This is a genomic window from Pseudomonas sp. R4-84 (assembly GCF_054130985.1).
This window is the reverse complement of the sequence record NZ_CP096390.1, coordinates 2,730,955-2,754,173: the sequence shown is the minus strand read 5'-3', so window position 1 is coordinate 2,754,173 and position 23,219 is coordinate 2,730,955. Positions and strand designations below refer to the sequence as shown.

Annotated in this window: 21 protein-coding genes; 3 read left to right on the top strand and 18 right to left on the bottom strand. The window is 60.7% G+C overall.

The window, feature by feature from the left end:
• Positions 1-7 precede the first annotated feature (7 nt).
• Positions 8-781, top strand: a complete 774-nt coding sequence (locus M1D68_RS12555; protein ID WP_420763945.1) for an enoyl-CoA hydratase — start codon at positions 8-10, stop codon at positions 779-781.
• 125 nt (positions 782-906) lie between these two features.
• Here the strand turns inward: M1D68_RS12555 and M1D68_RS12550 are convergent, their stop codons facing one another.
• The 8 genes from M1D68_RS12550 to M1D68_RS12515 all read right to left on the bottom strand — a co-directional run bounded on the left by M1D68_RS12550 (position 907) and on the right by M1D68_RS12515 (position 9,048).
• Complete coding sequence (locus M1D68_RS12550; protein ID WP_457970604.1) at positions 907-2,058, bottom strand: acyl-CoA dehydrogenase family protein; 1,152 nt, start codon at positions 2,056-2,058, stop codon at positions 907-909.
• 2 nt (positions 2,059-2,060) lie between these two features.
• Positions 2,061-3,167, bottom strand: coding sequence for an enoyl-CoA hydratase/isomerase family protein (locus M1D68_RS12545; protein ID WP_420763947.1), 1,107 nt, complete (start codon positions 3,165-3,167; stop codon positions 2,061-2,063).
• A 133-nt stretch (positions 3,168-3,300) separates the two neighbouring features.
• Positions 3,301-4,008 carry an HPP family protein gene (locus tag M1D68_RS12540; RefSeq protein WP_434564052.1) on the bottom strand — a complete coding sequence of 236 codons (708 nt, stop codon included), beginning with the start codon at positions 4,006-4,008 and terminating at the stop codon, positions 3,301-3,303.
• A gap of 169 nt (positions 4,009-4,177) precedes the next feature.
• Positions 4,178-5,554 carry a UDP-glucose dehydrogenase family protein gene (locus M1D68_RS12535; RefSeq protein ID WP_420763949.1) on the bottom strand — a complete coding sequence of 459 codons (1,377 nt, stop codon included), beginning with the start codon at positions 5,552-5,554 and terminating at the stop codon, positions 4,178-4,180.
• An 87-nt stretch (positions 5,555-5,641) separates the two neighbouring features.
• Positions 5,642-6,583: a LysR family transcriptional regulator gene (locus M1D68_RS12530; protein WP_434564051.1), complete on the bottom strand. Its 942-nt coding sequence runs from the start codon at positions 6,581-6,583 to the stop codon at positions 5,642-5,644.
• 46 nt (positions 6,584-6,629) lie between these two features.
• Positions 6,630-7,178, bottom strand: a complete 549-nt coding sequence (locus M1D68_RS12525) for a hypothetical protein (RefSeq protein ID WP_457970601.1) — start codon at positions 7,176-7,178, stop codon at positions 6,630-6,632.
• A 26-nt stretch (positions 7,179-7,204) separates the two neighbouring features.
• Positions 7,205-8,008, bottom strand: a complete 804-nt coding sequence (locus M1D68_RS12520; RefSeq protein WP_434674829.1) for a putative hydro-lyase — start codon at positions 8,006-8,008, stop codon at positions 7,205-7,207.
• Positions 8,009-8,109: 101 nt separating this feature from the next.
• Positions 8,110-9,048 carry a LysR family transcriptional regulator gene (locus M1D68_RS12515; protein WP_457970599.1) on the bottom strand — a complete coding sequence of 313 codons (939 nt, stop codon included), beginning with the start codon at positions 9,046-9,048 and terminating at the stop codon, positions 8,110-8,112.
• 330 nt (positions 9,049-9,378) lie between these two features.
• On the opposite strand from M1D68_RS12515, the gene M1D68_RS12510 reads away from it, so the two are divergent.
• Positions 9,379-10,620 carry an OprD family porin gene (locus M1D68_RS12510; protein ID WP_457970597.1) on the top strand — a complete coding sequence of 414 codons (1,242 nt, stop codon included), beginning with the start codon at positions 9,379-9,381 and terminating at the stop codon, positions 10,618-10,620.
• A 12-nt stretch (positions 10,621-10,632) separates the two neighbouring features.
• On the opposite strand, the gene phnE is transcribed toward M1D68_RS12510, so the two are convergent.
• From phnE to M1D68_RS12470, 8 genes are all read right to left on the bottom strand, one after another.
• Positions 10,633-11,400, bottom strand: coding sequence for a phosphonate ABC transporter, permease protein PhnE (gene phnE / locus M1D68_RS12505; protein ID WP_420763954.1), 768 nt, complete (start codon positions 11,398-11,400; stop codon positions 10,633-10,635).
• The gene (locus tag M1D68_RS12500; RefSeq protein WP_434564046.1) at positions 11,397-12,224 is read right to left on the bottom strand and encodes a PhnE/PtxC family ABC transporter permease; all 828 of its coding nucleotides are present in this window, start codon (positions 12,222-12,224) and stop codon (positions 11,397-11,399) included. Before M1D68_RS12500 ends, phnE begins: the two co-directional genes overlap by 4 nt.
• Positions 12,218-13,015, bottom strand: coding sequence for a phosphonate ABC transporter ATP-binding protein (locus M1D68_RS12495; protein WP_457970595.1), 798 nt, complete (start codon positions 13,013-13,015; stop codon positions 12,218-12,220). The genes M1D68_RS12500 and M1D68_RS12495 overlap by 7 nt, the downstream gene beginning before the upstream one ends.
• Positions 13,012-13,863, bottom strand: a complete 852-nt coding sequence (locus M1D68_RS12490) for a putative selenate ABC transporter substrate-binding protein (protein WP_434564044.1) — start codon at positions 13,861-13,863, stop codon at positions 13,012-13,014. Before M1D68_RS12490 ends, M1D68_RS12495 begins: the two co-directional genes overlap by 4 nt.
• 668 nt (positions 13,864-14,531) lie before the next feature.
• Positions 14,532-15,971, bottom strand: coding sequence for a hypothetical protein (locus M1D68_RS12485; RefSeq protein WP_457970593.1), 1,440 nt, complete (start codon positions 15,969-15,971; stop codon positions 14,532-14,534).
• A gap of 73 nt (positions 15,972-16,044) precedes the next feature.
• Positions 16,045-17,193: an iron-containing alcohol dehydrogenase gene (locus M1D68_RS12480; RefSeq protein ID WP_457970591.1), complete on the bottom strand. Its 1,149-nt coding sequence runs from the start codon at positions 17,191-17,193 to the stop codon at positions 16,045-16,047.
• A gap of 171 nt (positions 17,194-17,364) precedes the next feature.
• Positions 17,365-18,738 (bottom strand): sigma-54 interaction domain-containing protein, encoded by a 1,374-nt coding sequence (locus tag M1D68_RS12475; RefSeq protein ID WP_457970589.1) that lies wholly within the window; start codon positions 18,736-18,738, stop codon positions 17,365-17,367.
• A 167-nt stretch (positions 18,739-18,905) separates the two neighbouring features.
• A complete protein-coding gene (locus M1D68_RS12470) occupies positions 18,906-20,759 on the bottom strand; it encodes an ABC transporter ATP-binding protein (RefSeq protein ID WP_434564041.1) in 1,854 nt (617 codons plus the stop codon).
• 359 nt (positions 20,760-21,118) lie between these two features.
• Between M1D68_RS12470 and M1D68_RS12465 the strand changes: the two genes are divergently transcribed.
• Positions 21,119-21,853 (top strand): NADPH-dependent F420 reductase, encoded by a 735-nt coding sequence (locus M1D68_RS12465; RefSeq protein WP_457970587.1) that lies wholly within the window; start codon positions 21,119-21,121, stop codon positions 21,851-21,853.
• Between the two features lie 4 nt (positions 21,854-21,857).
• Here M1D68_RS12465 and M1D68_RS12460 read toward each other — a convergent pair whose 3' ends face one another.
• Positions 21,858-22,484, bottom strand: a complete 627-nt coding sequence (locus tag M1D68_RS12460; RefSeq protein ID WP_457970585.1) for a hypothetical protein — start codon at positions 22,482-22,484, stop codon at positions 21,858-21,860.
• Positions 22,484-23,182 carry a hypothetical protein gene (locus tag M1D68_RS12455; protein ID WP_457970583.1) on the bottom strand — a complete coding sequence of 233 codons (699 nt, stop codon included), beginning with the start codon at positions 23,180-23,182 and terminating at the stop codon, positions 22,484-22,486. Before M1D68_RS12455 ends, M1D68_RS12460 begins: the two co-directional genes overlap by 1 nt.
• Positions 23,183-23,219: the final 37 nt, after the last annotated feature.

Below are 23,219 nucleotides of genomic sequence, written 5' to 3'. Positions count from 1 at the left end.
ATCCTGCATGAATTACGAAACGATTTTGTTGGAGATCAAGGACCGCGTCGGCCTGATCACGCTAAACCGTCCTCAGGCGCTGAATGCGCTCAATGCGCAGATTGTCAGCGAGCTGAACCAGGCGCTGGACAGCCTGGAGGCGGACCCGCAGATCGGTTGCATCGTGCTGACCGGCTCGAAAAAAGCCTTCGCTGCCGGCGCCGACATCAAAGAGATGGCCGAGCTGACCTACCCGCAAATCTATTTGGACGATCTGTTCAGCGACAGCGACCGCGTTGCCAATCGCCGAAAGCCGATCATTGCGGCGGTGAACGGTTTTGCCTTGGGCGGCGGGTGTGAATTGGCGTTGATGTGCGACTTCATCCTGGCGGGTGACAACGCCAAGTTCGGCCAGCCGGAAATCAACCTCGGCGTGCTGCCGGGCATGGGCGGCACCCAGCGTCTGACCCGCGCCGTGGGCAAGGCCAAGGCTATGGAAATGTGCCTCACCGGGCGTTTTATCGATGCGGTCGAGGCCGAGCGTTGCGGCATCGTTGCGCGGATCGTGCCGGCTGATGAGCTGCTGGACGATGCAATGAAGACGGCGGCACTGATCGCCTCCAAGTCCGTGCCTATCAGCATGATGATCAAGGAAAGCGTCAATCGCGCTTTTGAAGTCAGCCTGTCCGAAGGCGTGCGTTTCGAGCGGCGGGTATTCCACGCCGCGTTTGCGACGCAGGATCAGAAGGAAGGCATGGCGGCGTTCGTGGCCAAGCGTGCGGCGGCGTTCCAGGACAAGTAAAGCGGCGTTCCGACTGACCCCATCGCGAGCTAGCTCGCCCCCACAGTGGATCTGAGGTGTACGCGCCATTGCGTACGCCTCCAAACCCTGTGGGAGCGAGCTAGCTCGCGATGTTTTTCCCGCCGTTACGCCAGGTAGTGCTTGAGTTCGCGGGCAATGACCATGCGTTGTATTTCGCTAGATCCTTCGTAGATCTGGGTAATCCGCGCATCCCGGTAGTAGCGCTCCACCGGATAATCCTCCAGATACCCGTACCCCCCATGGATCTGTATCGCCGACGAGCAGACTTTCTCGGCCATTTCCGAAGCAAACAGCTTGGCTTGCGACGCTTCCGACAAGCACGGTTTGCCAGCGCTGCGCAGGCGCGCGGCGTGGAGGATCAGCAGGCGGGCGGCGTTCAGGCGGGTGTGCATGTCGGCCAGCAGGTTGGCGATGCTCTGGTGCTCTATGATTGGCTTGTCGAACTGCACACGATCGCGGGAATAGGCCAGGGCCGCTTCAAACGCTGCGCGGGCGATGCCTAGTGCCTGGGCGGCAATGCCGATGCGACCGCCTTCGAGGTTGGAGAGCGCAATGGCCAGGCCTTTGCCTCGGGCACCCAGCAGATTGGCCTCGGGGACGGTGCAGTTGCTCAATGTCACCGCGCAGGTGTCGGAAGCGCGAATGCCCATTTTGTGTTCGGAGCGATCGACGTTGAAGCCCGGGGTATCGGTCGGCACCAGGAACGCCGAGATGCCTTTCTTGCCCAGGTCCGGGTCGGTCACAGCGAAGACGATCGCCAGCTTCGCCCGTTTGCCATTGCTGACGAACTGCTTCGCGCCGTTGATCACCCATTGGCCGTCCCGCAGCTCGGCGCGGGTGCGCAGGTTGTGGGCTTCGGAGCCGGCCTGGGGTTCGGTCAGGCAAAAGCAGCCAATCGCCTGGCCGCTGGCAAGATCCGCCAGCCACGTCTGCTTCTGCTCTTCGGTGCCGAAATTGAGGACCGGCCCGCAACCCACCGAGTTATGAATGCTCATCAATGCGCCCGTGGCACCGTCGCCAGCGGAGATTTCTTCCACGGCGAGGGCGTAGGCCACGTAATCGACATAGGTGCCGCCCCATTCCTCCGGCACGACCATGCCCAGCAGGCCCAACTCGCCCATCTTCGCCACCACGCCGTCGTCGATCCACCCGGCTTTCTCCCAGGCCTGAGCGTGGGGCGCGATTTCACCGCGGGCGAAGTCACGGGCCATGTCGCGGATCATCACTTGTTCTTCGGTCAGCTCAAGGTCTTGCATGATCAATTCCCGTGGTAGTCGAGGCCGTCGAAGAAACTCGCCACGACCGAGGCGTCCAGCGCCTCCAGGGTCGGCGGGTTCCAGCGCGGGCGCTTGTCTTTATCGATCAGCAAGGCGCGTACGCCTTCGATCAGGTCACCGCGCTCGAACCACTGGCGGTCCAGGTGCAGCTCGAGGGCGAAACAGTCTTCCAGGCTCAAGTGACGGCCGCGACGCAACATTTCCAGGGTCACCGCCATGGCCAACGGCGAGCGGGTTTCCAGCAGATTGGCGGTTTCCATCGCCCAATCATGGCTGTTGGCAACCGTGACCTGACGCAACTGCTCGACCATGCTCGGCACATCGGGCAGAGCGAAAAAATGGTCGATGACGGACCGCAAATCGGCGAGGGGCGGGGCAGGTAGCTGTTGAACCGCCATTTTTGCCAGCAGGCTTTGCAAGTCCTTGAGTGGGGTATCGCGCCACTCCAGTCGATCGAGACGCTCATCGAGCTGGGCAAGCTTGCGGCTATCGAGGTACCAGTCGGCGAGCCCACAGTACAACGCGTCGGCGGCGCGGATGTGCACACCACTGACGCCCAGGTAGATCCCCAGCTCACCGGGAATGCGCGGCAGGAAATAACTGCCGCCCACGTCCGGGAAATAACCGATGGACACTTCAGGCATGCCCAGGCGAGTGCGCTCGGTCACTACCCGCAGGTCGGCGCCTTGCGCCAGGCCCATGCCGCCGCCCAGCACGAAACCGTCCAACAGGGCCAGAATGGGCTTGCGATAGTGGTGGATGGTCAAGTCAAGGGCGTATTCCTCGACGAAGAAGTCTTCATGCAGGGTATCGCCCTGCTTGTGGCTGTCGTACAGCGAGCGGATATCACCGCCCGCACAGAACGCCTTGTCGCCGGCACCGCGAAGGACCACCGCGCGAATCTGCGCATCCTGCGCCCAGGCATCGAGTTGCTGTTGCATGCTGCGCACCATGCCCAAGGTAAGGGCATTGAGGCCGGCGGGGCGGTTCAGGGTCAAGTGGCCAATGTGGTTGCGGACGTCGAACAGCACCTCGTATGGCGCGGTCTCGACGCCGTCCGCAGCTTGGGATGAAACCTGAGCTGTCATCGCTAACTCCCTGCTTTTATTGTCTTTATAAATAATGTCGCGCGTACCCGGTCGGGATCGTAACAGTGCAAATTTGCATTGCACAACCGGGATACGTGCAGGTCCTGTCTGCATATTTATAGCAGCCACAGGCTCAACCGCGACCCGACAGCACCTCCGTGATGCTGCGGCGCTTGGCATGGCGCTCGCTGGCGTGGATCAATTGTTCGAGATCCTCGGGAGTTACGTCGAAGAATGCTTCCATTTCCTCGAGCGCAAGCTTCAAGTCTTCGGCGGTGATGGCCTGGCGATCCACGGGCGGGTGGTCGGCCGGAATGGCGGCGACCGGCTCGCTGGCGCGCTTGGGGTAGCGTACGCGCGTCAGGTTGTTATAGGCCAATGCGAAGGCGAGCAGACCGGAGCCGGCCAGCATCGAAGCGCCAAGCGCCTGCCAATCCAGGGCAATGATCGAATGATCCGCCAGCACCAGCGTGGCCGCCAAGGCCCCCGCCGGCGGGTGCAGGCAACGCAGCCAGCACATCAGAACCAGCGCCATGCCCGCCGCCAGGCAAGCGCTGCCCAGTGTTCGGCCGAGCACATGGGCGACCAGCAACGCCACGACTGAAGCACAGAGGTAACCGCCAAAAATCGACCAAGGCTGGGCCAGGGCGCCCGACGACACGGCGAACAGCAATACCGCCGAGGCCCCGAGAGGGCCGATCAGGTGTTGCGCCACTTCGAGGCCAAACACCTGGCCGCAGAGCCAGACACTGAACATTGTTCCTAAAGCCATGCCGATCGCGGCACGGCTCCATTCGGTGGGACGGGTATTGATAGCAGCGGGGAACCAGCGAGAAAACATTAAGCGGAGATCCAAAAAGCCAACAAAAAAAGGGGCTTACGGGAGAATCCCAGAAAGCCCTTTAAGTGTTCCAACATTTGGGGGAGGAACGGAGCACAGTGTGCCGCTCGGCTCTCTTGCTTACAAATTCATATTAATGCTGGTTGAGTTCATTTATTTTGCAGTTTGATCAAGCGCTTCTGGCTTGTAACCAAGGCTGGTGGGCAATGGGCAAGCTGCATGACTGTCCGCGGCCCATCGGGAAATAGACGAAACCTCTGTCCGCCATGCGTTCCGGTTCATAGAGGTTTCGCCCATCAAAAATCACCGGTGCGTTCAGGCGCTGCCGGATCAACTGGAAATCGGGGGCCTTGAACGACTGCCATTCGGTGCAGATGATCAACGCATCGGCGCCGGCCAGGACTGACTCTGGCGTTCCCATCAGCATCAGTTTCGGCTCGTTGGGGTAGAGCAGCTGGGTCTGTTGCATTGCTTCGGGGTCAAACGCGCGGACGTTGGCCCCAGCCGCCCACAACGCTTCCAGGAGCATGCGACTGGGGGCGTCGCGCATGTCGTCGGTGTTGGGCTTGAAGGCCAGGCCCCACAGGGCAAAGGTCTTGCCGTGCAAGTCGCCCTGGTAGTAAGCATTGATGCGTTCGAACAGTTTGTGTTTCTGCCGCAGATTGATGGACTCCACCGCCTGCAGCAGGTCACTGGCGCAATGGGCTTGCTGCGCTGTATGGATCAAGGCCCGCATGTCTTTGGGGAAGCACGAACCGCCGTAGCCGCAACCGGGATAAATGAAGTGATAGCCGATGCGCGAGTCAGCCCCTATGCCCTGGCGCACCGACTCGATGTCGGCACCAAGGTGTTCGGCCAGTTCGGCGATCTGGTTGATGAAGCTGATCTTGGTCGCCAGCATGCCGTTGGCCGCGTATTTGGTCAGCTCGGCGCTGCGCACGTCCATGAACAGGATCCGGTCGTGGTTGCGGTTGAATGGCGCATACAGCTCGCGCATGGTTTCCCGAACTTCCTCACGCTCACAGCCGATCACGATGCGATCGGGACGCCGGCAATCGGAGACCGCGGAGCCCTCCTTGAGGAATTCGGGATTGGACACGACATCGAATTGCAGCAGGCGCCCGGCCTTGAGCAGGCACTTATCGATGTGGGCGCGCAGGATATCGCCAGTGCCCACCGGCACGGTGGACTTTTCCACCACCACCAGCGGCTGTTCGCCGTAGCGGGCAACGGCTTCAGCGACGGCGAGGACTTGGCGTAAGTCCGCCGAGCCGTCTTCCCTGGACGGCGTGCCGACGGCGATGAACACGACCTGCCCATGCCGGACGGCCATTTGTTCGTCGCTGGTAAAACGCAAGCGCCCGGCATCGAGCCCCTCGCGCACCAGCGTCGCCAGGCCGGGTTCGAAAATACTCACCTGGCCCTGGCGCAGGTTCTCGATCTTTTGCTCGTCGATGTCCATGCACACCACGTCATGACCGACCTCGGCCAACACGACGGCTTGCACCAATCCAACGTAACCACTGCCGAACACGCTGATCTTCATGGCGAACTCCCTGGACCATCCCGAGCGGCCGCACCCAGCGGTACACCGCGGTGCGCTCGTTTCAGGATAGGGCGGGGATGTTGCAGTTCACTGACAGCCTGCCGGGGCAGGGTCCGCCGCCAGCCGGTATTGGGCAGGCAGTTGCGCGCTGAATTCTTCAACCACCTCCCGGGTCTGGGTGACGATGTCTTCGACCCGTTCCATGCCCGCGCCGGTGCGCCAGCTGGCGACCACGTCCATCACCGAGGGCAGCGGCACGCCATCCACCAGCCTCAACGTACCCTGGGCCAGTTCGCCTTGAACCAGCGCCGCGGGCATGGCGCCGATGCCAAAGCCGTCGCGCACCAGCCGCGTGATGGCCGACGCCGAATTCACGCAATTGATGCGCGGCGAGACGATATTGGCCGAGTGCAGCAAATTGAGGATGTCCTGGTGCGGACGCGAGTTGCGCGAAAAGGTCACGATGCGCTCCTGGGATAATTCTTCCAGCGAAGCATAATCGCGGTCATAGGCGGAGCCGGTGCGCACCACCCAATGCATCGGATAACGGGTCAAAAGCGTATTGCGCACGCTGTCCAGGCGCAGGATGTCGGTTTGGAAGATGATGTCCTGATAGCCTTTTTCCAGCTGCGAGCACAGGTTGCTCGCGGTATCTGCCGACAACTCGATTTCCAGGGCCGGGTAGCATTCCATCAGCCGTGTCACCAACGGGCTGAGCCAGGTATGGATCACCGTGTCCATCGCGCCGATGCGGATCCGACCGCGCACCTGACGGGGATCCTTGATCACCGCCTTCATGCTTTGCATGGTTTCCATGATGCGCTCGGCATATTCGAGTACCCGCAGGCCTTCGGATGTCAGCGACACGCCCTTGGGATCGCGGACGAACAAGCGCACGCCCATTTCATCTTCAAGGGCCGCGATACGGCTGGAAATCGACGCCTGGGTGGTGAAGAGCTTTTCCGCCGTCAGCCGGAAGCTTTTCAAGCGGGCGACCCAGACGAAGGTTTCCAGGAACTTGATATTCATGTCGGGCAGCTCCTTGAAACGAAGAGGCAGGGAAATCCAAGGGCGATCAAACCGTTCGATCACGCCTGAATGACAGGTATTGGATCACGTCTTCAAGCGCGCTTGAATCCGGCGCCGCATCCATGGCGTCATCAACGCTGCACCACGGATACGCCAAACGCGACACCCAGGCCATGACTGCCGATAGATCGTCAGCAGGCAAGGTTTTCATGTGTGCAATGGTAATGGTGAGTCCCTCAGCCAACCACGATTGGGGCTTGAATCGCCAGTCATACCGGCCACACCCGACCCGGACTTCACCGCTGTGCTTGTCCGCCATGGCGACCATCCAACGGCACTGTAGCGTCTCGGCGTTGGACGCAGGAGGAGCGTCCAGGCAAAACGTGTAGACGTTCTCGAAGGTCTGGTTGAAACGGCTCACCAGCACATCACCGATGGCGCCACGGCCTTCGACATGATCGGGGAATGAAATGGATCCGGTGCATACCACCATGTCCAGGGTCGCGTCATTGGTAAACGCCTGGTCCAGCAGGTGGGGGCGGTTGCCGTCCTTGGCGCGGATGTACTGCTCGATCGATCGTCGCGGGCTGTTCATCAAATCTCCGTCTCCGGGTCGATACATCACAATGCGCTGTTCCATAGATCGGTGACCAGCATGCAACCCGGCGCGTGAGTGATACACAGCGGCGGACGCGACGCCTGGACCACCGATTGAGGCGTCACGCCACAGGCCCAGAATACCGGTATTTCATCGCTTTCGACCGGTACCGCATCGCCGTAGTCCGGCGTTTCCAGGGACTCAATGCCGATCAGCGATGGATCGCCAATGTGTACCGGGGCGCCATGGACGCCGGGCATGCGCCCGGTGATCTGGATCGCCTGGATCGCCGCCGCCGCTTTCATCGGGCGCATGCTCACGACCATTTTGCCAGACAGTCGCGCGGTGGGGCGTGTGTCGATGTTGGTGCGGAACATGGCGACGTTGCGACCCAGGTCGATGTGCCTCATCCGAATGCCGGCCTCAAGCAACGGTTGCTCGAAAGAAAACGAACAGCCGAGGGCGAAAGTCACCAGGTCATCGCGCCAAAGGTGTTCGATGTCCGAAGGTTCCTCACTTATCTCTCCGTGGTGAAAGACCCGGTAGCTTGGGACCTCGTGGCGGATGTCGATGGGAGCGCCCAGGTTGCGCAGGAAGGGGTCACCCGGTTCCGTCACGTCCAGCACCGGACAAGCCTGACGGTTGAGCGTGCAGTAGCGCAGGAACTCGTCGGCCCAGTCTCCCGGCAGGATCACGATATTGGCTTGGACCCGACCCTGGCCCAGGCCGCTGGTATGGCCGTGGTATTGCCCGGCGGCGATTTTCTGGCGCAAGGCTTGCGGTGAACACTGCTGCAGTTGCTCGAGGGACAGGGCTGATGGACTCATCGCAGGGGCTCCGTTGGGTTCTTTTTCTGAGTGAGTCCTTTTTAGAAAATCCCGGCGATGGCGTCCAACAAGGAAAATTGCTACCCCCTGACAAGTAAAAGTTATTCGACCGTCGACAGCCCCGGTGCCGCGACCATTCGTTGCGGTCCGACGTCCGTGGCGTACTGGCAGGCCACTTGGCGGCTCATGTGCACGATGCTTTCGATCAGTTCGAGCCCCACGCCGGCCCGCCACGATGCGACGACATCGAGCTGGGGAAGGGGCGCGCCCGGTTCCAGCTGGATCAACTCGCCACGGGCCAGCGGCTTGGTCACCAGCGCCGCGGGCAGCGCACCAATGCCGAAACCGTCGCGTATCAGTCGCGTCATCGCCGATACCGAATTGACGCAACTGACCCTCGGCGTACCGACGCCATGGGCATACAGCAGGTTGAGCACATCCTGGTGAGGCCGTGAATGCTTGACGAAAGTGATGATGCGCTCGCTCGCCATTTCCGCCAGCGAGGCGTAGGGCCGGGCGTAAATCGATTGGCTGGCGGCGATCCAGTGCATCGGGTAATGCCCCAGCTCGAGATTGCGCACGCTTTCGTGGCGGACCAGGTCGGTCTGGAAGGCGATATCCAGGTAACCTTTTTGCAGCTGCTCACAAAGATTTCGCGCCGCGTCGGCGGTGATTTCGATCTCCACGGCGGGAAACGCCTGCATCAGCATCGACATCAACGGGCTCAGCCAGGTGTGAATCACCGTGTCCATCACACCGATGCGCACCAGGCCTTGCTGTGGGGTGCTGTTGTCCAGGGACTGCTTCAACTCGCGCTGGACGTCGAGCATTCGCTCGGCATATTCAAGGACCTTGGTGCCTTCCGGGGTCAATGACACGCCCCGTGAATCACGCACGAACAGGCGCAGGCCCAGCTCGTCTTCCAACGAGGCGATCCGGCTGGAAATCGCGGCCTGAGTGCTGAACATCTTTTCGGCGGTCAGGCTGAAGCTTTGCAGGCGAGCGACCCAGACGAAGGTTTCGAGGAACTTGAGGTTCATGGTGGCTCTCTTGGCGTTTATCGTTCTTATCGTTGCAATTGTTACTCCAGATAGGGCTTCGGCGCGCATCAAATTTTCTTATGTACGCGCCTGGGTTTTTCCCGTTTGACGCTGTATCGCGCCACTGCGAAGAATCCGCCCCGTGGCGAGGGAGCTTGCTCGCTTAAGCGCGCAGCGCTCACCGTGAATGGGGCCGCTGCGCCCGAGGCGTCGGACCGGCGCAGCGGGAGCAAGCCCACTCGCCACAGTATCCGCACTGCCCCAAATAATAAGCGAGGCGCGTACGCCGTCCCCGAAGGGATCGTTCGCGCCCACAAAAAGGAGCACGCCATGCCCTGTTTCATCGATACCCACTGGAGCCGTTCGCCCATTGGCCCCTTGCTCGGCCTGGGCCTGATCGGCGCGTCGGTGGCCCACGCCGATTTCATTGGCGACAGCAAGGCCAGCCTGGAAGCTCGCAATTTTTACTTCAACCGCGATTTCAGGCAGGAGGGCGCTCGGGACAAGGCCGAGGAATGGGCGCAAGGGTTCTTGTTGCGCCTGGAGTCGGGGTACACGGCCGGCACCGTGGGTTTTGGTCTCGACGCCTTGGCCATGGCCGGCATCAAGCTGGACTCGGGCGGCGGCACGGCGGGTACCAATCTTTTGCCGGCGGACCTGTCCGGCGGCTCCCAGGATCGCTACGGCGAAGTCGGCCTCACCGTGAAAATGCGCTTGTCCAACAGCACGCTGAAAGCCGGGACGCTGCAGATCAAGGACCCGGTGGTGAATTCCAACGACACGCGCCTATTGCCGAGCACCTTCAAGGGCGGGCTGTTGAACGTGCAGGAAATCGACCGCCTCAAGCTCACCGCCGGGCAGCTCTCCCAGATCAATTTCGTCGATTCCACCGACTATCAAGACATGACCGCCAATCGCATCGGCGGCACCAGCGACAGGTTCCAGTTCGCCGGGGCGGACTACCAGCTTCTGCCCAATCTCACGGCGCAGTACCGCTACGGCAAGCTCGAGGATATCTACCAGCAGAACTACCTCGGCTTCGTCCACACCCTGGACCTGGGCGATGACCAGTCACTGAAAAGCGACGTGCGTTACTCGCGCAGCACCGAGGACGGCAGTTTCCGCAGGATCGATAACCAAGCGTTCGGCGCACTGTTCACCTACAGCCTCGCTGGCCACGGGTTCGGGCTGGGCTATCAGCGCATGAGCGGCGACGATCCATTCCCCTACATCTCCCGCAGCGATCCCTATCTGGTCAACTTCGTGCAGATCGGCGACTTCGCCAACACCGACGAACGCTCCTGGCAAGCCCGCTACGACTACAACTTCGCCGCCCTCGGTGTGCCGGGCCTGACATTCATGACCCGCTACATCAGTGGCGACAACGTGCAACGCAGCGCGCCAGGGGAGGGCCAGGAATGGGAGCGCAACACCGACATTGCCTATGTGATCCAGGACGGCACATTGAAAGGGCTGGGTTTCAAATGGCGCAATGCAACGGTGCGTTCGAACTTCGGCAATGACCTGGATGAGAACCGTTTGATCGTCAGCTATACGATGGCGTTGTGGTGAGTCCCCAGGTCGTCAAGCCTTGACCCAACGCTGACGGCTCCAACTGCTCAACGTATCGACGGTGAAGACCAGCAGCAACATCGCCAGGATCACCGTGCTGCCTTGCGCCTCCTGGAACAGGCTGAGGCTGACGTAGAGCATCTGGCCCAGGCCGCCGGCGCCGACGAACCCTAGAACGCTGGCCATGCGGATGTTGTTTTCCCAGCGGTACAAGGTGTAGGCCAACAGTTGCGGCATCAGGTTGGGCAGCGTGCCGTAGCAGAACGCCCAGAGGGCGCTGGCCCCTTGCAGGCGGAGGGCATCGGCGGGTTGCGACGGAGTGTTTTCCAAGGCTTCGGCAAACAATCGACCGAGCACGCCGACGGTGTGCAGGGCGAGCGCCAGCGTACCGGCGTTGGGGCCAAGCCCGGCGGCAAGCACCATCAGCGCGGCCCATACCAGCTCCGGCACCGCGCGCAAGGCGTTCAACAACAGGCGCGACACGCTCTGCAACGGCCAGCCAAGGCGCCCGGCGGCGGGCAGCGCCAAGGCCAAACCCAGCACTGCCGCGAGCAGTGTGCCAAGGGCGGACATGGCGATGGTTTCCAGCGCGCCATGGCCGATCGCCTTGAGGTAGGTCGGGCTCAGGTCAGGGGTCAGGAAACGCTGGGCATAAGCGGCCATTTGCTTGAGATTCGAGTGATCGCCAAGGGCGTCCAGGTCGATACCCAGATAGACGAACGAGGCAACCACGGCCGCGCCGATGCACAGCAGCAACAGCGCGTTGAGCAGGCGACTCATGCCAACCTCCAGCGCAGCACGCGACTGAGCTGGTCGGCGAGCAGCACCAATATCAGGAAAGTCAGCAGCAGGCTGGCGACTTCACCGCCGGCGAACATGCGCAACGACAGGTCCATCTGCTGGCCCAGTCCACCAGCGCCGACGAAGCCCATCACCACCGAGGCGCGGATGGCGCATTCCCAGCGGTACACGGTGTACGACAGCAGCTCGGCGGCGACGTTGGGCAAGATGCCGTAGCAGAAGGCGGCGAGCCGACCGCTTCCGGCTTGCATCAGCGCGTGTGCGGGGCGTTGGTCAACCGACTCGAAGATTTCCGCGTAGACCTTGCCCAGCATGCCGCTGTAGGTGATGGCGATGGCCAATACCCCGGCGGTGGGGCCAAGACCGACGGCCCGGACGAAGAGCAACGCCCAGACGATCTCCGGCACGCTGCGCAGGAAGATGAGCAGGCCACGGACCGGCCAACGCAGCCACTGACCCCAAAGGCCAGGCCTGCCTGCGCGGTACGCGGCGGACAACGACAGCGCCCGGCTGGCGACCAGGCTCGCGGGCACCGCCAACAGCAGTGCCAAGGTCATGCCGGCGGTAGCGATGGCGAGCGTCTGCAGTGTGGCTTGCAGCAGCAATTCGACAAACGTTTCGTCATGGGCCGGCGGCCAGAACGCGGCGGCGAACCGGCCCATCTCGCTTTGGCTATCGCTGGCCAGCAGCACACCCAGGTCCAATTCGCTGAAATGGATACCCGGCCACAGCAGGGCAATGGCCAGCAGGCCAAGGAACAGGCGAGGGAGGGCGGCGGGGTCCCGAGCGTCACGCGTCAGCATCGGGGAATCTGCACGCTCGACGGCGGCGTTGGGCTCGACAGCGACTCCAGTTGCTCATTGGCATAAAGTGCATCGAGCTGCTTGCGATCAACCGCTTCGGTCGGCAAGTCGAAGAGAATCTGGCCGTCACGCAAACCAATGATTCGCGAAAAATGCGCAAGCGCCAGGTCCACCGCATGCAGACTGGTCACCAGGGTGACCTGCTGCTCCCGGGCATGCTGGCAGAGCACCGAGAGCGTGTGCTCGGCGAGCACCGGGTCCATCGCCGATACCGGTTCATCCGCCAGCAACACCTCCGGCGCCTGGTAAAGCACGCGGGCGATGCCGACGCGTTGCAGCTGCCCGCCGGACAATTGCTGGCATTGCACGAACAGTTTTTCCCCCAGGTCCAGACGGGCCAAGGCTGCCCGAGCCCCGGGGATATCCAGCGGATGGAACAGGTTCAGCAGGCTTTTGCCGATACCCCATTGCCCCAGCTTGCCAGCCAGTACTGCGGTGACCACACGTTGGCGCGGGGGCAGGGGAGGCGCTTGATGAATCAAGCCAATGCGCGCACGCAGGCGTTGGCGCTGGCGCGCCGACAGCTGCCAGGCCCGCTCGCCCAGCACTTCTACTTCACCGTTGCCTGGCCGCAGCGCGGTGGCAAGGACGTTGAGCAGGCTCGACTTGCCAGCGCCGGACGGGCCGATGATCGCGACCTGTTCCCCTGCGCGCAGGTGCAGGTCCACGCCGCGCAACGCCTGGGCGCCGTTGGCGTGGATGACGCTGGCCTGGGTCAAACGCAATGTCATTTGAGCAGGTCAGCGGCGCGTGCGGCTTCTTCGATGCCCTTGTAGTTCTCGGGCTTGGTTTCGATGAAGCGGCTGGCGGCTTGCAAATCAAGGATCTCCTTGTCCTTTGGGTTCGCCGGATCGAGCGCCAGGAACGCGGCCTTGATCTTGGCGGCCACCGCCGGGTCGAGGGTCCCGCGCACCGTCCAGTTGTAGTCGAAATACGCTGGGGTGGTGGCGAAGACCTTGACCTTGCTGGTGTCGACCTTGCCGGCGGCCACCAGTTTTTCCCAGACGCTGGCGTTGAGCACGCCGGCGTCGACCTTGCCGGCCTGGACCCACGCGGCCGTCGCGTCATGGGCACCGGAGTAGCCCACGCGGCTGAAGTAGGTTTCCGGCTTGATGCCATCCTGGAGCATGAAGTAACGCGGCATCAGGCTGCCGGAGGTAGACGAAACAGAGCCAAAGGCAAAGCTCTTGCCCTTCAGGTCGGCCAGGGATTTGACGGCCGGGTCGGCACTGATGAATTTACTGGTGAACTGCGCGTCCTGCTCACGTTGCACCAATGGAATGGCGTTGCCGGTCTTCAGGCGAGCCTGGACGAAAGTAAAACCGCCCAGCCAGGCCATGTCGATGCGGTCGGTGGCCAATGCCTCGACCACCGCGGGGTAGTCGCTCACCGGTACGAACTCGACCTTCATGCCGATCTGCTGCTCCAGGTAAGCCCCCAGCGGCTTGAACTTGCGCAGCAATTCGGTCGGCGCTTCGTCGGGAATCGCGCTGACTTTCAGGGTGTCGGCGGCCTGCGCCAGGACAGAACTCAGGGTCAGGGTGAAACCGACGGCCAAAGCCAGGGAACGCTTGAGCATGGAAATCTCCGGTGCGTGAAAGCAAAAAGGTTCAATCACCTGGCATCCTTGCCGGGCGCGTTGTGAGGGTAGACGAATGGGGGCGATTTTGATCGTTTCCGGTGATCAGGTAAATGGCTATAGTCGCTTGCTACATCCTGTTGCCTCAGAGCCGATAACGCAGGCCGAGCATGACCGATGGGGCTTCGTACTGTGGACCGAGCAGATCCATGTGCCGACCAGTGCGTGTCATGTGTCGTCGAAAATCCTGACTGTTCAAGTCCGCAGTCGTTGCAATGCTGCTCATTACAGTTGCTGTCCGGTTGCATGACGCTGTGACCGTTCATGCTCAGTGTGAACGTGCTGAGGTGGCGATCGTGGCTTCAAATCTGTCTGCCCACGCCCCAGGTAACTCCATACGAAGGTTCACATAATGTATATTATGTTAAACACGATGTTTACGTATCCGCTCCCTTCCTGTTGTCCACTTCCAGTAACCCCGCTTCTCGAAAATCAGAAGATTGACCCACATACATAATCCACATCTCGACATCGACGCTCACTAACGGCTTGGACTGTTTCCGGCTCACACGCTCGCTACCAGAATTTTCCTAACGTCCAAGCGAGGGATGCCGGGCCGGAGCTTTGCAGCTGCGGCCCGGCTGATATCGACGGACACGTCGCCCAGGTTAAAGCACATTCTCCGTTGCAACCCGCTTGATCGCGGGGGCCGACCCGACATCTCTGACAGGGTTGCCGCCCGGCGCCTTCAGGTCCTTGGCGAACGTCCCATCCACCTCCCCCTTGAAAAAGTTCTTGCCGTAGATCAGCAAGCACAACACAACGCCAATTCCAAATGCCCAGCTCGCGCCTTTGATCGCCAGCACCGCGCCAATCACGCCCGCGATGCCCAGGTCACGCTGGCTTCGGGCTTCGAGAATGCCCAGGCGTACGCTAACGTACCCTTGGATCAGCAGCGTCAGTGACAAGGCGACACCGAGAATCGGCTGTACCAGCGTGACGACCGGCAACAACAGCAGGCCGCTGTTGGTACCCCAGCGGAACGACCCGACGCCGCCAATGATCGACTTCATTGCCTTCGGTCCACCTTTGAAACGCTCGATCACCACCACCAGCATCGCAGCCCATTTTGGCCCGCACATGGCGACATCGGGACCAACGATGCTCATGAACGCGTTGCGCGCGCCGAAGATCAGGTGAGCGCGATCGGCGTTGTAGTCGACGATTTCGTCGGTGCGCACGGTTTCTGCCTCATCGAGGAGCGATTTGGCGCTGAGCACGTCGCCGAACACGATGATGTAGGCCGCCAGCATGGTCGGCAACGCTGAGATGAACATGGAGACTGGCGGCATACCCAGACCGAAGACGGTGTAGTCATTCCACAATCCGGCAAAGTCCGGTTGGCTGATTCCCCACTGAATCGTCGGCCATGGCGCCTCACCAAACAACGGTGCAATTACCACCGCCAGCAGGATGATCGGCAGGATGCCGAGCTTGGCGAAGTTCCACCAGAAGCGGTTGCGTTGCTTGAGCTCGTTGAAGTGCTGGGAAAAAATCAGGTAGAAGGCTATGCCCACCGCAATGGAGATGGTCCAGGGCAGTACATTGAATTTCCCGCCTACCTGGAACACCGCGATCACGGCACTCAAGCCAGCCCCGACGATGATGCCGGACTTGATTGCCGAGGGCACGAATTCCACAACCTTTTTCGCCATTCCAGTCGCCCCCAGGGCAATTGAAAATACGCCAAGCATCAGCTGGAAGGCTATCAAGGCATGGACACGCTCCGGGCCCATTGGGAACTGCGCGCAGTAAGCCATCAACAGAGGAACCGCCGGCGTGATCCAGCCAGGAACGGTCGGGTCACCGAGCAAATGGTGCGCCAGGTAAAGCAAGCCGTTGAGCATCACCACGGCAAGCGCGACTTCGAAAGGCATGCCCAGCAGTTCGGTCATCAGCGGGATCGCGGCCAGGTCCACGGCACACATCAACAAGCCTTGGAGGTAGTCTGGAAGTTCGATTTTGTAATGGAGAAACGGCAACCGGACCTTGAAAGGACCGAGCGGGATGTATGGACTTTCGCCCCGCTGCGCAGGAGTGTCAGACATTAGGTTCACCTGTGTTATTGGTCTTGTAGTGGCGGGCGCACGCTCCGGGAAACCGGAGCCATGGCTCTATGGATCAGTAGGCGGCGCGATAGATCTTCTCGATATCGGCGGCCGTCAGCTTGCGCGGGTTGTTGCGCATCAAACGGTCGATCTTGCTGGCCTCCTCCGCCATCGCTGGGATGGCCTCTTCCGGCACGTTGAAACTGCGCAGCCCGGAGGGAATATCAACGCCAGCACACAGATCCGCCATGGCTTTCACAGCCTGGTCTGCTGCGTCCCTGTCGCTCAGGTTCGCGACGCGCACGTCCATGGCTTCAGCGATGTCACGGAAACGCTCGACGCAAGCCGTCTTGTTCCACTCCATTACGTACGGCAGCAGCAAGGCGTTGCTGACGCCATGGGCGATGTTGAACCGTCCGCCGAGCGGGTACGCCAGCGCATGCACCGCCCCTACCCCCGCGTTGCCAAACGCCATGCCGGCCATCAGGCTCGCGGTGGCCATGTCTTCCCGGGCTTGGAGGTTGGTTGGGTTGGCATAAGCCTTCGGCAGCGCCTTGCTGATCAACTTGATCGCACCGAGCGCGATGGCATCGGTGATTGGCGAAGCGTTGACTGAAAGATAGGACTCGACCGCATGCACCAGCGCATCGACGCCACTGGCCGCCGTCACACTGCGTGGGCAGGTCAACGTCATGGTCGGACTGACCAGCGCCACGTCCGGTAGCAGGTAGTCACTGACGATGCCTTTTTTCAGCTGTGCTTGCTTGTCGGAGAAAATCGCGACGTTGGTCACTTCCGAACCTGTGCCGGCAGTTGTCGGGATAGCAATCAAGGGCGGGCCCTTGCGTTTCACCAGATCGACACCGAACAGTTCCGTCAGCGGACCTGCATGACCGGCATACGCCGCGACGCCCTTGGCAATATCGATGGCACTGCCGCCACCCACCGCAATCAATCCGTCGTGCCCACCCTCGCGATACGCGCGAGTGCACTCCTCCACGATGGCCACCTCAGGCTCCGGTTTGACCTGGTCGAAAACGCCGTAGTGACGATCACCGAGTTGCGCCAGCGCCAGGTCCACAGTGCCGGAGTTCACCAGGACGGTGTCCGTGACGATCAGTGGGTTCTTGATCTCAAGGCGCGTCAGCTCAGCGCAAAGCTGCTCGATTGCGCCGGGTCCGGTGATTAATTTATTGGCGATTTTGAAAGAACAAATGTTCATCGGGCTCGTCCAGTTGATGTTGTTTTATGGAAGACGTGCTAAATGGGATAGCGAAAGACGTGCCAATGCCCTGGAAGCCCCGCCCTACGGGACCTTGCGTGAATTATGGGCTTTTTTACCGGTGAGCTCCGATTAGTTTTCTGATCGTTTTACCCTAAATTGATCAGAATCCTAATCAGACTGTTCCCAGCGTTTCATTTTCTGCACCACAGTCGCCTGGCTCACCCCTAACGCCTTGGCCGCAAGGCGCGTGGTCTTGTGCGCAAGCAGCGCGGCGCGAATCGCGCTGCGCTCGGCATTTTCCAATACCTTGCGCAGTGGCAGCCCCGCGTCATTGGTTTTCGACGGATTAAGGTTGAGGATCTCTTCCGGCATATCAAGCGCCTCGACAGTCCCGGTCTGATTGATCACCACCAGCCGTTCGACGACATTGATCAACTCTCGAATGTTGCCGGGCCAGGCGTATTCGCACATCAAGTCGAGGGCATCCAGACTCCACTGGACCTGGCGTTCATAACGAACGTTGAATCGGTCGAGGTAGTAACGCAGCAGTGGCGCAATCTCCTCCCGACGTTCGCGCAGTGCCGGTATGTGAATCGGCACCACGTTGAGCCGGTAATACAAATCAGCCCGAAAATGCCCCTCCGCCACCCGCTGCTTGAGGTCATGGTGGGTGGCGCTGATGATGCGTACATCCACCTCCTTCAATTCCAGGCCGCCGACAGGAATGAAGCGGTTTTCTTCGATGACCTTGAGCAGCTTGACCTGCACCGGCAGCGGAAGATCACCAATCTCATCTAGAAACAACGTGCCGTGATGCGCCAGTTCCAGCAGGCCACGCTTGCCTTTGGGACCTGCGCCAGTGAACGCCCCAGGTGCATAGCCAAACAGCTCGGCTTCAATCAGATTCTCGGGCAGCGCGCCGCAGTTGAGCGCGAGGAAGGGTTCGCTGGCACGTGGGCTGGCGTTATGGATGAATTGCGCGACGAGGGTCTTCCCGACTCCGGTTTCGCCTTGAAGCAACACCTTCACCGAGCTGCTCGCAACCTGCCGGGCCAGCGAAAGGACGCGGCCGGAAACCTCCTGATCGGCCATGAGCGGAGAACGCAGCAGATTGTCCCGTTGCCCGGCATGAAGCTTGGCGGTGCTGTTGCGCAGTTGTTTGAGCTGTTGCAACTCATCGCGCTCGTGTTTCATGCGCAGCAGTTCAGTCATGTCGCGTACGGTGCTGACCACGTATGAAATTCGCTTTCCAGCGTCGAGAATTGGCGTGGCACTGACGAGCAATTTCTTGCCATGGCTCAGGCTCTGCATCACCGATACCGGCCGACCACCCTGTAACACGCGCAATGTGGCCGATTGCGAGATGACGCCCTCCTTCACCAGCTCCTGCATGGATCGACCGACGAGATCCGCACCACTGAGCCCGGTCAGGCGCTCATAGGCTTGATTTACTTTTAGCGTCTTGCCGTCGCCATCCGTGATGTAGACGCCGTCATGGAGAGCGTTGAGCAGTTCTTCGAAGCTGGCGTCATTGACGTTCACCGGGGAGGTTCCTTCAGGGGGAGCAGTCATATGCAGAGGGTACATTCTTGCAAAACCCCGCCTGCGAGAAAATCGCTTCCCTGGAACAAGCCCTGAAATGCGCGGGTCTTTCGGTTTGCGCGATTACACGGAACCGAAATCGTGTGTTGTTCCGATACTGAGCCAGCCTACTCCACCGCCTCAACCACCCCCTGATCCTCCCCCAGGAAACCGCCACTCTGGTGATGCCACAATCGCGCATAGGTCCCGTTCTTCCCGAGCAGCTCGGCGTGGGTGCCCTGCTCGATGATGCGGCCTTCATCCATGACGATGAGCCGGTCCATGGCCGCGATCGTCGACAGTCGATGGGCAATGGCGATCACGGTCTTGCCCTTCATCATTTCATCGAGGCTTTCCTGGATGGCGACCTCGACTTCTGAATCCAGTGCGCTGGTGGCTTCGTCAAGCAGCAGGATCGGGGCGTTCTTGAGCATCACCCGGGCAATGGCGATGCGTTGTCGCTGGCCTCCCGAAAGCTTGATCCCACGCTCCCCAACCAGGGTGTCGTAGCCGCAATGACCTTGCTTGTCACTCAGTTGGCTGATGAATCCATCGGCTTGAGCGCTGATCGCGGCGCTGCGGATCTGCGCGTCGGTTGCATCGGGGCGGCCATAGGCGATGTTGTCGCGGATGGAGCGGTGCAACAGCGACGTGTCCTGGGTGACCATGCCGATGGCACTGCGCAAGCTGTCCTGGGTGACGTGGGCGATATTCTGCCCATCGATCCGAATCTCGCCGCTATCCACGTCGTAGAAACGCAGCAGCAGGTTGATCAGCGTGGATTTCCCGGCGCCGGAACGGCCTACCAGGCCAATCTTTTCGCCCGGGCGGATGCTCAGGCTCAGACCATCGAGCACCTGGCGTTCGCCGTTATAGTTGAAGCGCACCTTGTCGAAGGTCACCGCGCCGCCCGTGGTGACCAGCACGCCGGCGTCTGGCGCATCCTGCACCTTGGGGCCGCGGGTCAGGGTCGCCATGCCATCCTGCACCGTGCCGATATTCTCGAACAGCGAGGTCATCTGCCACATGATCCAGTGCGACATGCCATTGATACGCAACGCCATGGCGGTAATCGCCGCGACGGCACCGGTGCCGACTTCACCTTGGTGCCATAGCCAGAGGGCATAACCGCCCGAGCCCATGATCAACCCGACCACCAAGGCCTGGTTGACGATCTCGAACTGGCTGACCAAGCGCATCTGGCGAAAGCCGGTTTGCTTGAAATCCTCCATGGCGGCGCGCGCAAAATGCGCTTCGCGCTTGGAGTGGGAGAACAGCTTTACCGTGGTGATGTTGGTGTAGGCGTCTGAAACTCGCCCGGTCATCGACGACCGCGCATTGGCCTGTTCCTGCCCTACTTTCTCCAGGCGCGGCACGAAGTAGCGCATGGCGACACCGAACAAGACCATCCAGGCAATGAAAGGCAGCATCAATTTCAGGTCGAAACCGCCTGCCAGGGCGATGATCGCGATGAAGTACACGCCGATCCCGGGAACGATCTCGATGATGGTGAACAGCACCTCACGCACCGACAGCGCCGTCTGCATCACTTTGGTTGTGACCCGGCCGGAAAACTCATCCGAAAAGAACGACAGGCTTTGCCTCAGCATCAGCCGGTGAAAATCCCAGCGCAGGCGCAACGGCAAGTTGATCGCTAGAATCTGGTGCTGCACCATCGTGCGCAACGCGACCAGCCCAACGCTGGCCACCAGGATGATGCCGATGCCCCACAGCACCCGACTCTCTTGCGCTGCCGCATCGCCGCCTGCCTGCCAGGTCGAGAGCAAGTCCACGACCTGACCGAGGAAAGAAAACAGCCAGGCTTCGTAGATCGACACACCGGCACTGAGCAGCGCGAATGCGAGAATGTAACCGCGTGCGCCTCGCGTGCAAGCCCACAGGAACCGGGCCAGACCGTCGGGTGGCGGGGGGACTTCATCGGGTGGGAAAGGGTCTAGCCGTTGTTCAAATAGGCGAAGCATGGTGATTTCCAAAACGATCTGACGAATAGATAGTCGCATTTAAAGGATGCGTTGAGGGTTTTGGACGCGCAGGCAGTGCCGTTTGCTCAGAATTTTTACCCACAGAGGGCCGGAATTTCTCCGGCTCCCGCTGAAATACGAAAAATGAAGAAAAACGCCATGCCCTTGGACGAGTTCCTGCATGACGTTCTTGAATTGCTCGAAATCGAATCCACAGGAACTTGTCGTCGAGCGCGCCAAGCCATTACGGTTTGCCGAATCCAACGGCTCACATGACGAGATTCTAAGTTTGCTGGCCAGATACAGGCCGGCGCAGGAATGATGAAACTTGCAGACTGTCCACAAGCGAGGTGACTGAAATGAAAATCGGGATTATCGGCGCAGGCAACATTGGGGCGACCCTTGCCCGCAAACTCGCGGCGTGCGGCCATGACGTCAAACTGGCGAACTCGAAAGACCCTCAAAGCATCCAGAAACTTGCCAGCGAAATCGGCGTGCATGCCGTGACCAAGGACGATGCGGTGTCTGGCGTGGAAGCTGTAATCCTGTCGATTCCATTTGCTAGATACCCTGACCTCAAGCAGACGTTGAGCAATGCTTCCCCGAAGACCGTCGTCATCGATACTTCCAATTACTATCCGGGTCGTGACGGGGCAATCAAGGAAGTTGAGAACGGCAAGCCCGAGAGCGTCTGGGTGAGCGAACAGCTTGGTCGCCCGGTGGTCAAGGCATGGAATGCCCTGCTCGCCGCCACGCTTGCCGACAAAGGCCAGCCGGCGGAAGCTTCAACGCGCATCGCGATACCCGTGGCTGGGAACGATGCCGCCGCTGTGGCGCTAGCGCAGGATCTTGTAGAGCAGACAGGCTTTACCGCTTTTGCCGCCGGTAGCCTCGAAGCCTCATGGCGTCAGCAGCCAGGCACACCGGCTTACTGCACTGAATTGACGCTGCCGGAGCTGGAAACGGCGCTGGACGCGGCAGAAAAGGCACGAGCACCGCAAAACCGCGACGCACTGATCGCCAGGTTCATGGATCCCGGCAGTCAGCTTACCCATGAGCAGATTGTGGCCCTGAATCGCACGATGACAGCCTGACTTGCTAGCCGGTCGTAACCCGGCGCAACGGAGCCCGCTGGACCGGCCTCTGCTGCCAATCAAGCTGCGCCTGGACCATGGCCACCGCATCCAGCACCTTCTGCGCCCAGCCTTCATCCTCCGGATGCACCACGACAACGCGAAACCCGTGGTCATCCCCTTCAATCTGCACACCCTCGGAATCATCGACGTGCAAGTCGATATCGAACGCCGGCGGGTACTTGGAGGGTGAGTTGGACAGCCCATGTGTCGTCAGGGCGCGGTTGTGCAGCACGCTGTTGACGACACCGTCGACGCGGATGCCGTACAGCAGCAGCCAACGCCTGATGTAGGACGGCGTGCGCCCAGACGATGTGTAGACCCAGATACTGCAACCCTGGCGACGCAGCTCCCGGATCAGCGAGCGCGTACCCATGCGCAGCGGCTCTCCCAGCCAGCGGTGAACACAGGCCGGCAACCGGCTTCGCTCGACATCGCAGTGGTGGAGTTGGCAGGCGAGCGTGTCGTCGATGTCGAACGAAATGCGTATGCGCTGGCGTAGGAGCAGCCGCGTCGGATTGACGCTGCGGATAGCCTGCCCTACCCGGCCACCTAAGGTTTTGCATCCGGCGAGCACAAGAGCACTGCTCATCAGTGGCGGCCCTGTGAGACGGGCAAGGATTTGCCCTCGAGGAAAAATTTCATTGGATCCGGTGCCTGTTCTTCGAGGAACGCTGCGTATTTCTTCTTGATCTTGGGCAATTCATACAAAGCCTTGACGCCATGCTTGGCGGAGTTGCGTATGACCGAGGACGGATTGAAGTAGCCCTCGGCATTTTCCAGTGACAGCACAAAAGGAGGAAGCCCCGCGCGCATGAGCAGATAGCTGACGATGAGCGACCCACTGCGGTTGTTGCCCTCGATGAACAACTGCGGCTTGCTGAGAATGCGTACATAGACGCCGGCCGCACGCTTCCACACCGACTCACTGCGATAGGCGCAATACCAGTTGTACAAGTCCTTGATGCCGCCCTCAACGTTGTTGAAGAAATGCGCCTCGGTCGCCGCCAGGTGCTGGGCGTATTCCAGCCGGCGTACGGGGTCTCGGCCACACAGCACCGTGGCGTTGATCTCGAGCATCAGGTTCAGTTGCTGGAGATCGAACAGGTCGACGCCGCGGGCCACATAGTCGTCAATCAGCCCATAGCCTTCAAGCACATTTTGCAGCACTTCATCCGTCAGAGGGTCCCGCGGCTCCGTGAAGTGCCGGCTCAGCGCGGCGAAGCTCTTTTGCACTTCGCGCAGTGCGCACTCAATCGCAGGCAAATCAAGGCGATGCGTAGCAGGCATTGGTGCTCCTTGGAAACGCTTGGTAAATGTCTACCGG